General features: G+C 66.7%; 4 protein-coding genes. 3 read left to right on the forward strand and 1 reads right to left on the reverse strand.

Annotated features, from left to right (window positions below):
- Positions 1–10: 10 nt before the first annotated feature.
- Positions 11–886 carry a Gfo/Idh/MocA family protein gene (locus NE234_RS20330; protein WP_252782046.1) on the reverse strand — a complete coding sequence of 292 codons (876 nt, stop codon included), beginning with the start codon at positions 884–886 and terminating at the stop codon, positions 11–13.
- Positions 887–1,323: 437 nt separating this feature from the next.
- On the opposite strand from NE234_RS20330, the gene NE234_RS20335 reads away from it, so the two are divergent.
- From NE234_RS20335 to NE234_RS20345, 3 genes are all read left to right on the forward strand, one after another.
- Positions 1,324–3,456, forward strand: a complete 2,133-nt coding sequence (locus NE234_RS20335; RefSeq protein WP_252782047.1) for an FUSC family protein — start codon at positions 1,324–1,326, stop codon at positions 3,454–3,456.
- 286 nt (positions 3,457–3,742) lie between these two features.
- Positions 3,743–4,897 (forward strand): glutathione-independent formaldehyde dehydrogenase, encoded by a 1,155-nt coding sequence (locus NE234_RS20340; protein ID WP_252782048.1) that lies wholly within the window; start codon positions 3,743–3,745, stop codon positions 4,895–4,897.
- A 1,659-nt stretch (positions 4,898–6,556) separates the two neighbouring features.
- Complete coding sequence (locus NE234_RS20345) at positions 6,557–15,277, forward strand: golvesin C-terminal-like domain-containing protein (RefSeq protein ID WP_252782049.1); 8,721 nt, start codon at positions 6,557–6,559, stop codon at positions 15,275–15,277.
- Positions 15,278–15,421: the final 144 nt, after the last annotated feature.

The raw sequence follows: 15,421 nt of genomic DNA on the forward strand, positions 1-15,421 counted from the left end.
GCCTTGCTGGTCAGCGGCCGGCGAGCAGGTCGGTCTCCGCGGCGTCGAGCAGCCGCTGGAGGTGAAGGCCGTGCCGGACGTCCAAGGGGTGCGGCCTGCGGTGCTCGACCGCGTCCGCGAACTCCTCGACCATCGTCCCGAGTGCCTCGGGCCCGGTCGCGTCGATGCAGTCGATCATGGCGGAGCCGCCCGGCCCGAAGACCTCGATCTCCGCGCGGGCGGGTAGGTCGGCCGGTGCGGTGGCCAGCAGCGAGGCCTCGCTGTACCGGCCGCCCTCATGTTCCAGCAGCAGGCCGATCCAGCCGCGCGGATCGCCGTGCGCGCGGACCAGCGCCGTGTGGCCGAGGGCGGCGTCGAGGAGGTCCAGGACATCAACCCCTACGTCCATGAGCACGCCCCGCCCGGCCCGCCACGCCGGCGCGTCCGAGGCCAGCGCCGCGGAGATCAGGCGGGCGGTGCCGCCGACCGGCTGCGCCCGCCTGACCTGCGTGTCGAGGTAGGTTCGAACGGCGGGCGCATAGCGCCACGTCAACGCCACCTGGGAGACCACGTCGTCGGCGACGGCCTCGGCCAGTTCCTCCGCCCCGGCCAGGTCGTCGGCGATCGGCCTGCTCAGCAGTAGGGCCACGTGCCGTCCCGCCGCCCTGGCGGCGAGGGACGGCTGCGCGGCGGGCGGCACGGCGAACGCGACGGCGTCGCAGTGGTCGAGCATCTCGGCGAAGCCGCCGAAGGCGGGGACCGAACATCGCGTGGCGAGGCCCTGTGCGGCTTCCGGCGACCTCGACCACACGCCCGCGAATCGGATCGCCGGGGCGGACACCAGCGAGGGTGCGAACAACTCGGCTGCCGAGCGGCCCGCGCCGGCCAGCCCCACCGATATCGCCATATACCCACCGTAATCGCCCGACTCGTCGCGCAGTAGGAGGCGGGAAGGCTTGTGTCCTTCACCCAGGCGGGAACTCGAGGCGTCAGGGTTCGCGGCCGGCAGCGCCGTACTGGGGGACGTGAGGTGCCGGTCCGTCGATATCGGCGAACTCCGGCCGTCAGCGCCAACAGGAGACCAGAGCCGGGTCGAGCAGCTCCAGGCCGCCGAAGACGCTCATGATCTCCGTGCCGGTGCGGGTCGTGATCGGCGGCGTGGTCTGTCAGCCGAACGTGTCGGCTGGCTAGGGGCCTGATGGTCGCTTCATTCCCTGGGCCCCCGTCCCCGGCTACGCGGGCCGTGTGCCTTAGCCGACCGCAGCTCCGGCACCGTGGTGGGTAGGCGTGAACGACGTGGGGTAAGGGGCGGAGACCGCTGCCACGTCGCCGGGGGAGCAGACCGTGTCATCGCTGTTGTGGCTGCGTCGGGCGTTCGCCACGTTCGAGGGCGGCGCGGCGCCGGTCTATGGGCTGGTGACCGCCGCCGGCGTGTGCGTCCCGCTGGTGGCGGGCCTGATCACCGGGCGTGTCGCCGAGAGCCAGCTCGTCGCCCTGGGGGCCTTCTACGTCGGGGTCATCGCACCGCAGGGGCCCCAGGGCGCCCGTGCCCGCTCGATGATCATCAGGGTCGCCGTCGTCACGCTGTTCTCCTGGCTCGGCGGCCTGGTCAGCAGCCATGACTGGCTGATGGTGGTGGTCACATCCGCGGTCGCGGCGTTCGGCGCGGCGATTCCCGAGCTGGGACCGATGGCGGCGCTGTGCACGCTGGTCGCGGCGCTGCGACCGGCGACCAGCCCGGTGCTGTACAACGGACTGCTGGAGACGCTGGGCGGTGCGTGGATCTGCGCGCTGCTGTTGGCGCCGTGGGTCGTGCGGAGGCTCCGGCCGCTGCGCGCTGGTATCGCCGCCGCTGCATGTTCGGTCGCCGACACGCTCGACGATCTGGCGGCCCCTGACCTGGACCCGGACGAGTGGTCTCGTCGGCGCGCCACGGCTTATTCGGACCTTCGTTCCGCCCGGATCGTCTACGGCCTTTACCGCTCGGGCGGCTTTGAGGAACAGCGGCGACCGGCTCGGATCATTGCGGCGATCGACCAGGTGATGGGTGAGGCAGCCGTCCTCGGCGCGCTGCGCCTGGAAAGCCGGCCGTATCCGATGGAATGGCAGGCCGAATTCGGAGGCGCCCTCACCGCCGTCGCCGTCCGGTTGCGTACGCTCGGCATGGCGATCGAGACGGACACGGACGTGCCGCCCGACACCGTGGCGGCGGGCTCGGTCCCGATGCGCCGGTTGGGCGAACACGACAGCCGGGGTATCGCCGGGCGGGCCGGCCCGCCTACCGTCGCGCTGCGCCTCCACGCCGACCGGATCATCGGCCGGATGAACGCGTCGGCCGACACGGTGTGCCGGGTCCTAGCGCAAGAGCGGCGCATCGCCGGGCGACGACTGCCCGGGATCCGTGCCTGGTGGGCCCGGTGCGTCGAAGCGGTCAGGACCCGATCACCCCGGTTCCGGCACGCCGCGCGCATGGGTACGGCGCTGGCGCTGACAATGATCCTGGCCGTCGGACTGCACCTGTCTCACCCGCACTGGCTGATCGTGACCGTACTGTTCAGCCTGCGCGACTCGTACACCGACACGGTGCGGATGGTCCTGCAGCAGGCCGTCGGCACCACGGTCGGCGCCATGGCCGCCGCCGTCGCCCTGGCACTCGCGCCCGGGCGGATCACCCTCCTCGCCCTGATCTTCATCAGCGGCGCGCTCGGGTTCACGCTCAAACCGGTGAACACGGGCTATTGGATCACGCTCGGCACGCCGATGACCATGCTCCTCATCGACTTCACCGCGCCGCTGAATTGGCGGGCCGGGATCCTGCGCGTCGTACTCAGTCTCGCGGGCGCCCTGCTCGCGATGCTCTTCGCACAACTGCTGTTCCCGGCCGGGATACAGCGGCGGATAGCCGAGCGGCTGGCCCGGTTGCTGCACACCCATGCCGTTCTCGCGCGTGCGGTCGCCGAATCGTCCAGGGGGCGCGAGGCCCGGATCCGCGGCGCGTTCCGGAAGGCAACGTCGGCCGCCGCCACGCTCGAAGCGGCCGGCACCAGGCTCAGGCGGAAGGCCGCGTCACCCGACGAACAGATCTCGCGCATCGGTGAGACGGGCAGAGCCGCGCGGCGGCTACGAGAACGCCTGACATCGCCGGCGTCCTTCGCCGCCGTCCCGGTCGGTGCCATCGCTACCGCCGCGCGTGAAGTCGCCGACCATCTTGACCAGGGCGCCGACGAGGTTCTCGCCTTTCCCTACCCGGGTTCGGCAACGCCGCAGGCCGAAGTCGGCATCCGCGATCAACGCTCACCGGAGCCGCCCGGCCGGCGCCGGGCCGGACTCGTCGGCCACCTCGCCCCCGGTGCAACTTCGGCGGAGCCTGCGGGTGCTGCAGGCACTCGCGACATGGTGTACGGGCTGATCGCTGATGCCGAGCGACTCAGGGAACTCAGCCGCGCGACGGTGACCGGCCGGCCCGGCGGAGGGTGACCACGACGCATGGGCGGCTTCGGTCGCGTCGATGGCGGCTTGGCACGGCCCGCGCCGCCGCCCGCGGGTTCGCCGCCGAGGCGCGAATCGATCACCGGAGCCATGCCGGAGTAAAGCTTTTTCGTCTCCGTTGACACCGGTGCGAAAGGTGGGAAGCTCGAAATAGGGGCACTGGCCTGCGGATATCCCTATCTCCGACAGGCGTTGGGTGATTGTTGGGGGTCGCTGACAGCGACATTACTTGGCGGCCGCTATTCCATTGATCGACTAGATCGAGGTATTCGCCATGAGAGCCGTTGTCTACGAGGGACCGCGTACGGTCGGGGTCGAGGAGGTGCCGGACGCGAGGATCGAACGGGCCACAGACGCGCTGGTGAGGATTACGACGACCAACATCTGCGGTTCGGACCTGCACATGTACGAGGGTCGTACGGACCTGGAGACCGGTCGCGTGCTCGGCCACGAGAACCTCGGTGAGGTGGTGGAGGTCGGCGAGGCCGTGGACCGGGTCAAGGTCGGCGATCTGGTGTGCATGCCCTTCAACGTCAGCTGTGGCTTCTGCGAGAACTGTGAGAAGGGGCTCACCGCCTTCTGTCTCATCGCGAACCCGGATCCGAACGTAGCGGGAGCCGCGTACGGCTTCGCGGACATGGGGCCCTACAACGGCGGCCAGGCCGAACTGCTCCGCGTTCCCTACGCCGACTTCAACTGCCTCATCCTGCCGCCGGAGGCGGAGGAACGGCAGACGGACTACGTCATGCTGGCCGACATCTTCCCGACGGGCTGGCACGCCACCGAGCTCGCCCACGTACGGGCCGGCGAGACGGTCGCCATCTACGGCGCCGGGCCGGTCGGCCTGATGGCGGCCCTGTCATCGACGCTCAAGAGCGCGAGCAAGATCTTCGTCGTCGACCGGCATCCGGACCGGCTCAAGCTCGCCGAGGAGATCGGCGCCATCGCGATCGACGACTCGAAGGTGGCCCCCGTCGAGGCGATCATGGATCAGACCGAAGGCATGGGCGCCGACCGTGGCTGCGAGTGCGTCGGCTACCAGGCCCATGACCCGGAGGGACATGAGCACCCGAACCTGACGCTGAACAACCTGGTCAGGTCCGTACGCTTCGCCGGTTCCATCGGCGTCGTCGGCGTGTACCTGCCGCAGGACCCGAAGAGTCCCGACCCGCTCTACAAGGAGGGCGAGGTCGCCTTCGACTATGGCCTGTTCTGGTTCAAGGGCCAGAGCATCGGAAACGGCCAGTGCAACGTCAAGGCCTACAACCGCGAACTCATGCGCCTCATTCATACGGGCCGGGCGCGGCCGTCGTGGGTCGTCTCGCACGAGCTCCCGCTGGGGCAGGCGCCGGAGGGCTATGAGCACTTCGACCATCGGGACCCCGGCTGGACGAAGGTCGTTCTGCATCCGAACGGGCAGCCGCGCTGAGCCGCCCGCCATGTCATCGACCGCCGGGCCAAGGCCGGCGGAGGGGCATTCGAAAGTCGCAGGTCATCACTGCTGTCGAAGGTGTGCGCCGGGAGCGGCAAGCCGTGATCTCCGGTCGCTGCTCAAGGTTGTTGGCGTGGGCAGATCGTAGGCAGTCCATCGGCATACGCCTGGTTCGCGCGTTCGGCGCCGCCGTGGCGACCGTCTCGAGTGGCCTAGCGTCGTCGTACTCGCTGGCGTCGCGGCGGCGGTGTTGCACAAGCACACGTACCTGCTGGTGCGGTGATGTGGCGTTGATCGCGGTGCTGCTTCGTGCGTCCCGGACTTTTGTAACGCCGGATCATCTCCACTGCACCCCCACGTGCGTGGGAGGACCGAGTCGAGCCGGGCGCCTGGCCCGGCTCTCACGGAACACCCCCACGTGGGGGTGATCCGGCAGACCCCGAGCTCGAGATAGAGCTCTGGGTGTGCTTCCCACGCATGTGGGGGTGATCCGAAGGTCACCCGGGCCTTGGCGGAGAAGTACCCGTGCTCCCGACGCATGTGGGGGTGATCCGGTGAGCAGCCCCGGATGTCCAAGTCCTGGAGCGGGATGATGCCGAGATGGGGATGAAGGTAGTCGTTGATGTGGCTGGCGTACCCGCGCAGTGTCGATGGTCGTAGTGAGATGTGGTCAGCCACATGTGCAGCCAGTGCCCGGTGGTCAGCAACCGTCCGCGCGGATCACCTGATTCCGGCGCGGTCAGCTGTTGCAGTGCCTGGGTGGCCGCTGCGCGGCTGGTGAAGCCGCCTCGCCGGATACGGCGCCGGCCGACGCTCAGCCCGGCGGGGATGTCCAGGGCGTAGTACCAGCTTCCATGTCCCCGCCGGTGCAGCTTCGGGCATCGTCGGCCGAGCTGGGTTCCTGCGCCGGTGCGACACCCGCATCGCTTGTAGATCGATCCTCTCGTGTCCATGATTGCCCCCGGGTAGGCGTGGTGTGCGGATACGCCCAGCATGTGCCAATGCACGGCGTTCCCGAGGGCGGCTCAGGCTCGGTATGAGAGGGCCCCGTACACACGTTCGCGGGTGCCGTCGAAAGTGCCCGCTGACCGCCGGATGAGGGCAACCGGTGAGCGACCGGCTTCTTCGGTATGTGATGCGGACCGGCTGTGATGCTGAGGGTGGGCCGTCCAGATGTGGCCGTTCGTGGCCGCTGTCCGTCCGCTGTTCCGTCACGGATCGCATGGCTTTGCGCGCGCTCTGTTGATCTTTGAGGTGGTGTTTGGCCGGATCCTGCCATTACTGCCCGACGGTGTGACATGCCGTCGAGGCGGCGCGCTTAAAGCGGGGGATTTTCATGCCTTTTTCCAAAGGGGCTGACGCGCTGCTGTTTGCCCGCTTTGACTGGTCTTGACTGGTTCTTTGCTGACGGGTGATGATCCGCTCGTTTGTTGATCGCCGCCTGGCCTGTCCCGCGCGGCTCGGTCGTTGGGAGGGTCTGGTGGTCAGGGTTGTTCCGCCTGCGCGTGGTCCGACGTGAACCGGCGGCGTTGAAGCACCGCCATCTCCTTTGACCTGTCAGCCCTTCTCAATTTTCACCCTATTCCGTGTTCGGATTCCGGTGCGTCATTTTGGCGTGCCTGTTTTCGCCTGCCCTGGCGAGAGTGGAGTTCTTCGGTGAGCCGGTTGCTGTGGACGAAGCGGTGGAACTGGCTGGCGCGGGTGCTGGTCCTCGCGCTGGTGGTGGCGTTGGCCCCGGCGTTGCCGGCGCGGGCGGAGACGGCACGCCCGCCGGGGGCGCAGGCGGGTGGGGATTGGAAGCCGGCGAGTAAGCGGAACTGGTGGGATCGGCTGTGGGGCCTGCACGAGGGCAAGAAGGCGCCCAAGCAGCGGGATTTGAAGGTCGGTGGGGTGCCGCGCCGGGATCCGGTGCCCAAGGGGCAGAAGGTGCCGCCGGCCAAGCGGGTGGGGGAGTTGACGGGCCGGCGGACCGCCAATGCCCGTTACTACAAGCTGTCGGACGGTTCGGTTCAGGCGGAGATCTCTGCGCAGCCGGTGAACTACCGGGCCGGTCATGGGTGGAAGCCGATCGACACGAAGGTCATCAAGAGTGATGCGAGCGGGTTCTCCTACGGCAACGCCACCAACAGTTTCCGCAGCCTGTTCGGTTCGAAGGCCGGGCGGCTGGTGCGGTTCGACGCTGGTGGCGGTGCGTCGTTGACGTTCGGCCCCGAGGGCGCGGGTTCGGTCATGCCGAAGGCGGATCGCAACACGGTCACCTACGCGGGTGCGGCCGCTGGTGCGGATCTGACCTACGCGGTGCAGCCGAACGCGTTGAAGGAGAGCATCGTTTTGGCGAAGGCCCCGTCGGGGGTGGCGTCGTGGTCGTTCGCGGTGCAGGCGGCGGGGTTGCGGGCCTGGCAGCGGCCGGATGGGGCGATCGCGTTCTACCGGGGTGGGTTCGATGGGCCTCCGGTGCTGGTGATGCCCACGCCGTTCATGACCGACGCGCGCAACGATGCCTCTTCCCCGTACGGGAAGGCGTGGAGCCCGAAGGTGTCGCAGTCGATGCGCTGGGACGGCAAGGCCGGTCTGCTGCACATCACCGTGACCGCCGACCAGAAGTGGCTGAACGATCCGAAGCGTGTCTACCCGGTGGTGATCGATCCGACGGTCGTGTTGCAGCCGCTGCCCGAAGACTCCCAGGACGTGATGATCGAGTCCGACACGCCGGCGTCGAACTATGAGAGCTCCTGGCGGTTGTCGGTGGGGACCACGCCGGGGGGTGTGGCGCGGTCTTTGGTGAAGTTCCCGATGACCGGGATTCCGGCCGGCACGCACGTCCTGTCGGCAGATCTGCAGATGTATTACGACCAGACCCACACCAGCAACAGCTCCGCCGTCACGGTCGAGGCGCACCGGGCCACCGCGCCGTGGGATGAGACGACCGCGACGTGGAGCAGCGCGAGTAACAACGTCGGTGAGCTGGGTTATTACCGGGTCTACGTCGACAATGGCGTGTCGGGGCACACGGCGGCGAGGGGTTCCTGGCCGGCCTCGACGAGCACGCTGGCGCAGTACGGCTACAACGGTGACTACCTGTACAACAAGGACGACGTCGCCGGGGACACCTATACCTGGTGGCCGACGCTGGCCGAAGACGGCGACTACCAGGTCGAGACGCATTATGTGGCGGCGAACGACCGAGCGACGAACGCGCCGTACACGGTGACCTACGACGGTGGCAAGACCGCTTCATACGCGGTGAATCAGCAGTCGGGGACGAATGGGGTGTGGGCGTCTCTGGGCACGCACCCGTTCGCGGCCGGGTCGGCGGGGAAGGTGGTCCTGGGCGATGGCCCGGCGTCGTCGTCGACCTCGGTGATCGCGGACGCGGTGCGGTGGACCAAGAACGGCAGCGTGGTTCGCCCGGCGGGGGATCAGGGCAGTCACTGGCACTCCTTCGCGGTCCGTAACATCGTGCAGTCGTGGGTGGATGGCACCAATCCCAACTACGGGTTCGTGCTCAAGGCCGCCGATGAGGCGACGCTCGGGATGGGCGGGCCGCGGTATGAGGGCAGCGTCTACGCCTACAACGGTGAGACGGCGCAGTACCCGAAGCTGGTCATCACCTACGGCCGCAACGGCGTGGCGGTCAACGAACCCACGACGATTCACGCGACGGGTGCGGATTTGACCTGGCCGGCCTACACCGACCCGTCCAGCAGCAGTGCGGATGACATCGTCGAGTACCAGGTGCACCGCAGCATCTACCAGGACTTCACCCCGTCGGCGGCGACCCTGGTGGCGCCGGTGGACAAGAACACCACCGCCTTCAGCGACACCACCGCGACGCCGACACCGGCGGACTCGAGTGATCCGTACGGGAACCTGTACTACTACATGGTCGCGGTCAAGACCAAAGACGGGCAGGTCATCCCCGGGCCGACGCAGATCGTGCGGCTGCCCAAGGCCGGCCGCACCGTGAAGGTCTACCCGGCGTCCGCGGATACGACGCTGTCGTCGACGCAGTCGACGACGAATGAGGACAAGCTGGCCGGGCAGGCGTGGCTGTCGGTGGGCAACGACTCGGGCACCTACGGGGTGACGCATTCGGTCATCAAGTTCCCGGCGATGACCGACATCCCCACCAGCGCGAAGGTCGTCGACGGCCGGGTGGCGTTGTGGTCGGCCGGGATGACCGGCAACGCCCAAGCCACCTACGACGTGCACGGCCTGACCCGTGATTTCAGCGAGACCAGCGCGACGTGGAAGAACGCGACGTCGACGACGGCGTGGACGACGGCGGGCGGGGACTACAACAGCACGGTCGCGGGAAGCTTCGGCCCGATCACCAACGACCCGGCCCGACGGACCTTCCCCATCACCTCGCTCACCCAGTCCTGGGTTTCCACGCCGTCATCGAATCATGGGGTGTTGTTCCGGCTGGCGAATGACACCAGCCCAGCCGAACACGCCACATTCCTGTCGCGTGAGGCGGATGAGCCGGATCTGCGGCCGCAGTTGTTCGTCACCTATCTCGACACCGGCACCGACTCGACGTACTACGCCCCGTACACGCCGTCGCGGATGATCCCCGGCGACCAGTACACGATCAACGTCGACCTGTCCGACACCACCGCCACGACGTGGACCAAGGCCGACTACGTCCTGTCCTACCGCTGGACGCTCCCCGACGGCACCGACGTCACCAACGGCGGCAACCAACTGCAGACGGCGCTGCCCAAGGACGTCGTCCCCGGCGATACCGTCACCGTCGCCGCGCAGCTGAAGACCCCCATCCAGTCGGATTCGGGGAACAAGCGGACCGATTACGTCCTGCACTGGGACCTGTACGACAAGACCAGCGGGCAGTGGCTGTCGGCCTCCGATGGCATCGGGTCCCTGGATCAGGCGGTCGCGGTGGAGGACCCGACCTCGGATCAGCTGGGGTTGGAGAAGTTCTACCAGTACGCGGGCAAGAACACCGGTGCCGGCGGCACCGTGATGGACAACCTGTACGCCGGGAACGCGGTCTGGTCCTACAACCCGATCAACAACCCCGGCCGCGGGATCTCCACCTTCGTCCGGATGGCCTACAACTCCCAGGACACCTCTGATTCGTCGATGGGGTCCGGCTGGTCGCTGCAGGCCGCCGCCCCGGCCCGGCTCGGGTCGCCGCTGGACTTCCACCCCAACCCCGATCCGACCACGGTCACGATGACCGACGGGGACGGCACCAGCCACACCTTCACCTGGGACGCATCCGCCAACGGCGGGGCAGGGGAGTGGAAGGCCCCAGCCGGCGTGCACTACTACCTGCAACGCCAGGTCGTCTGCGACAACAAGACCGAAGAATCCCGCGCCTGGGTGATGACCCGCCCGGATCGTACGCAGTTCTTCTACGACTGCGACGGCTACCTGTCGGCGATCGTCGACAAGAACGGCAACACCCAGACCTACACCTACGCGGCCCGCAAATCGAACAACAAACCGATCAAGTTCCTGACCTACATCACCGACCCGGCCGGCCGGCAGTCCCTCACCCTCACCTACTACGCCAAGGGCGACGACTACAACTACATCGACGACGCGGGCAATGAGGTCGCCGACACGAAGCTGTCGAACCCGCACATCATCGACCACGTCAAGTCGGTCACCGACATCTCCGGCCGCACGATCACCTTCACCTACACCACCCAGGGCCTGATGGCCAAGATGGTCGACGGCGCCGGCGACCCGCAGGCCAAGACGTTCCGCTTCACCTACGACGCCACCCAGGGGAACAAGAACGTCAAGCTCGTGAAGGTCACCGACCCGCGAGGTCACGACACCAAGCTGGACTACTACTACCCGCAGACCGGGGATGACCCGAAGTTCCACTGGAATTTGAAGACCGTCACCGACCGGCTCGGCTACGACACCGGGTTCGCCTACACCGACCCCGACGGCACCTCCGGGTCCAACATTCAGGCCACCGTCACCGACCCCGAAACCCACGCCTCCACGTACCTGATGGACGGGTACGGACGCCCCACCCAGCTGACCAACGCCAAGAACCAGGTGACCAAGCTCGGCTGGGACGCCGACAACAACGTCACCCGCCTGGAAGAAGACAACGGCGCGGTCTCGACCTGGACGTACGACCCGCTGACGGGCTACCCCACCAGCCAGAAGGACGCCGAGGCGAACAAGAACGGCACCCCGGGCACAACGTTCGGCTACCAGACCGGGCTGGGCGGCCACTTCGCCGACCTGACTTCCAAGCAGAGCCCTGAAGGGCGGCTGTACACCTTCGGCTACGACACGCTGGGGAACCTGACGTCGGTCACCGACCCCGACGGCAACGCCACCTCCACCGCCGGGGACTACACCAGCACCAACGCCTACGACGGCTACGGGCAGCTGAGCAAGGCCACCGACGCCAACGGCCACGCCACCCAGTACCTGGACTACGACGACAACGGCTACCCGCAGACCATCACCGACCCGCTGACCAAGTCCACTAAGTACGTCTACGACGTCCGCGGTGCGGTCAAGAAGGTCACCGACCCGCTTGGCCATGACACCACCCAGAACTACGACGTCTTCGGCCGCCCACTGGACAAGACCGTCGCCAAGGACCAGTCCGCGACACCTCCGGTGTACATCACCACACCGGCTCCGGTGTATGACGCCAATGACAACGTCGTGCAGTCGACGGCACCGAATGGGGCGGTGAGCACCGCCGTCTACGACAACGCCGATCAGGCCGCGACGGTCGACGTGCCGAAGGACACCGACACCGGTCCGGCGCGGACAACGGCATATGAGTACGACAAGGCCGGCAACGTCACCAAGGTCACCCAGCCGAAGGGCACACTCACCACCACCGACGACACCGACTACGTCACCAACTTCGGCTACGACGAGATCTACGAGCAGACCTCGGTCACCAACGCGAAGGGTGACAAGCTCACCTACTCCTACGATGACGTCGGCAACGTCACCACCATCATCGACCCCCGCAAGAACGCCACCGCCGACACCACCGACTACACCACCAAGTACGGCTACGACCTGAACCATCGGGTCAAGACCGTCACCGACGCCGCCGGGAAGACCACCTCCACCGACTACGACCGCGACGGCCTGACGGTGGCCACCTACGACCAGGACAACACCAAGACCACCATCACCCTGGACGCCCGCGGCAAGCCGACCCAGGTCAAGGTCCCCCACGCGGCCGGTGTCGACAACATCACCCAGTACGAATACGACCAGGTCGGCAACCGAACCAAGGTCATCACACCACGCGGTGTGGCGACCACCGGTGTGGCCGATGACTTCGTCCAGCAGACGAACTATGACGAGCTGAACCGGGTCAAGGAGAAGCTCACCCCCTACGACCCGAACGACGCCCGCTACAACCACGCCGACAAGACCATCTACGAATACGACGACGCCGGCCGCCTGTCGAAGGTGTCCGCGCCGCCGTCGAACGGCCAGACGGTCCGCAACGACACGACCTACACCTACTTCGACAACGGCTGGACCAGGACCTCCACGGACCCGTGGGACATCGTCACCACCTACGGCTACAACGACTTGGGCCAGCAGATCTCCCGGAACCTCACCTCGGCCGGCGGATCGTCGTCGCGGACGATGGGTTGGAGCTACTACCCCGACGGCAAACTCAAGGGCCGCAGCGATGACGGGGTTCCAGTCGGTCTGCAGGTCGCCCTCGTCGATGACTCCGACATCCAGAACGCCGGCTTCACCGGCACGGGCTGGACGTCGGCCTCGGCCGGGACCGGGTTCCAGGGCTATGACTACGCCACCCACCCCGCCGGGACAGGGGCCGACTCATTCGTCTGGAACCTGACCATCCCCCAAGACGGCACCTACCAGGTCTACGCGAAATACCCCGACGGCGTCTCCGGGGCCGCGACCAACGCCTCCTACACCGTCCACGACGGTTCGGGCGGGACGACGGCGAAGACCGTGAACCAGTCCACCGGCGGCGGCACCTGGGTCTCCCTCGGCTCCTACACCTTCGAACGCGACGGCACGGGCCAGCAGATCACCCTCTCGGACAACGCCAACGGCACCGTTCTCGCCGACGCGGTCAAGCTCGTGCGCGACAACACCGGAGAGACGGACAACGAGAAGACCGACTTCGCCTACGCCTACGACCCGAACGGCAACCTGACCGACATCACCGACAACAGCCCCGGTACAAAGATCGACGACTACACCGTCACCTACGACGGGCTGAACCAGGTCTCCAAGGTCGAAGAGAAGTCCGCCGGCACGGTCAAGCACACCACCACCTACACCTACAACGAGAACGGCGAACCGGCCACCCGCGGCCACGACGATGAGTCCGCCGCTTACGACTACGACGTCCGGGACCTGGTCTCCAAGACCACCGACAAGGCCTCCGCGTCGGACACGTCTCCGAAGGTGACCACCTTCACCTACACCGACCGCGGCCAGCGCGACATCGAGACCAAGAACAACGGCAACACCGTCGATGACGACTACTACCTCGACGGCTCGCTCCAGCACCAGGTGGAGAAGAAACCCAACGGGACGATCGTCTCCGAGCACACCTACAGCTACGACCCGAACGGCGACAAGACCCAAGACGCCGCCAAGACGATGAACGCCGACAACCACATGGCGTACATCAACACCACCACCACCTGGGACTACGATCCGCTGGATCGGATCGCGAAGGTCAGCAAGGCCGGGGACGTCACCTCAACTGAGACCTATGTCCACGATGCGAACAACAACGTCGTCTCCCAGACCGTCAAGGGCACCACGACGACCTACAACTACGACCGCAACCGCCTGCTCACCTCGGCGACCGGTGGCTCCACCGCCGATTACAACTACGACCCCTTCGGCCGCCTGGACACTGTCACCAGCGCCGGCAGGGTGATCGAACGCAACACCTACGACGGCTTCGACCGCATCGCCCAGCACGAGCAGCAGAACTCCGTCGGCTCCCTGACCGCCACCAAGTACACCTACGACCCACTCGACCGCACCACCTCCAAGACCACCGATCCCGGGGGCGTGAACGAGAAGACCACCAACTACAGCTACCTGGGCCTGACTGACCAGGTCCTGAATGAGGACGTCGCCGGCGAGATCACCAAGTCCTACCAGTACTCCCCATGGGGCGAACGCCTGTCCCAGGTCAAGACCAACACCGACGGGTCTAAGGAAGACGCCTACTACGGCTACAACGACCACACCGACGTCGAGGACATCACCGACTCAGGCGGCGACACCAAGGCCACCTACGGCTACACCGCATACGGCCAAAACGACGACGCCCAGACCACCGGCATCGACAAGCCGGATCCGCAGGACCCGACGAAGGAGCCATACAACGCCTACCGGTATGAGGCCAAACGCTGGGATGCCGGCTCCGGCACCTACGACATGGGATTCCGCGACTACGACCCCGGCCTCAACCAATTCCTCACACGCGATACCTATAACGGCGCCCTCGACGACCTGAACCTGGCGACCGACCCCTTCACCGGAAACCGCTATGCGTTCGGTGCTGGAAATCCGGTGAACAGTATCGAGTCCGATGGTCACGACCCCTTCGGTTGTCGCCCGACCGACGACGCCGCAGAATCCGCCTGTGTTCAACGCGGCGAGCAGGCCTATCAGAATGAGGCGGCCGGGACGACCGTCGTCCGCAACGGCGGTAAATCGAATGTTTCGACGGCCTGTGCGAACCTCGGTGAGCTGAGCGGCCACAATGCGGCCGTCTGCCAAACGGCATATCACGCCCAAGCGTGGGCGGCGAAAGAAGGAATACCGGGGTATGTCACCGTCGATATCGGAACAGGTGGGAGGCTTGCCAACAAAATTGAGGGTGCTAGCGGTAAGATCGCTGGAAATGATGGTGCCGCCGATGTCATATTCTGGGGTCAGAATCGTGTGCTGATATGGGAGGTGAAGCCCGGAACCGAAAATTATGGAAAGACGGATGGGCCGAAGGATCTCGCCCGCTACATCAGCAAGCTCGATGACTATTTCGAGAAGGTCGGTGACCCGCGCGCCGTTCAGGCCGGAGGGCGGCTAGGTTTTGGAGCCATCCCTTCCAAAGAGGGGTGGCAGCGTGTCTGGGATGAGGCGGAGTATCCGGGCATGCGCTTCTATGGATCGGAGAAGAGCAAGAAGAGGCAGGTATTGGACCCTGTCGTTGCGGAGCAACGTGCGCCCGCGACGGTCCCTAATCCCGCTCCAGGGCCGTGTGGTTGGGATCCGGACCCTGCATGCCTTACCGGAGCGCAACCGTACCCGTACCCGGGGGGCCCTGGGGAAGGGGTGCCTCGCGCGCCGGGCTTCCGTATCCCGGGCTTCCGTGTCCCGTTGCCCGAGTGGTGATCTGCTGATACTCAGACCTGCCCGGGTCGGCCAATTAGTGCCACCCGGGCATGTCGTCGCTTATTCGACCGGGCGGGATCGATCGAAAGCATCCTTTGACGTCGCGAGCTCGGTCCTGGACCCGAATCCAGTGGACGACACCTT

The organism is Actinoallomurus rhizosphaericola (genome assembly GCF_024055675.1).
Lineage (GTDB): Bacteria > Actinomycetota > Actinomycetes > Streptosporangiales > Streptosporangiaceae > Actinoallomurus > Actinoallomurus soli.

Excerpts from the sequence above, each read along its gene's own strand:
- NE234_RS20330 (WP_252782046.1), bottom strand. The coding sequence starts at position 886 with ATGGCGATATCGGTGGGGCTGGCCGGCGCGGGCCGCTCGGCAGCCGAG.
- NE234_RS20340 (WP_252782048.1), top strand. The coding sequence starts at position 3,743 with ATGAGAGCCGTTGTCTACGAGGGACCGCGTACGGTCGGGGTCGAGGAG.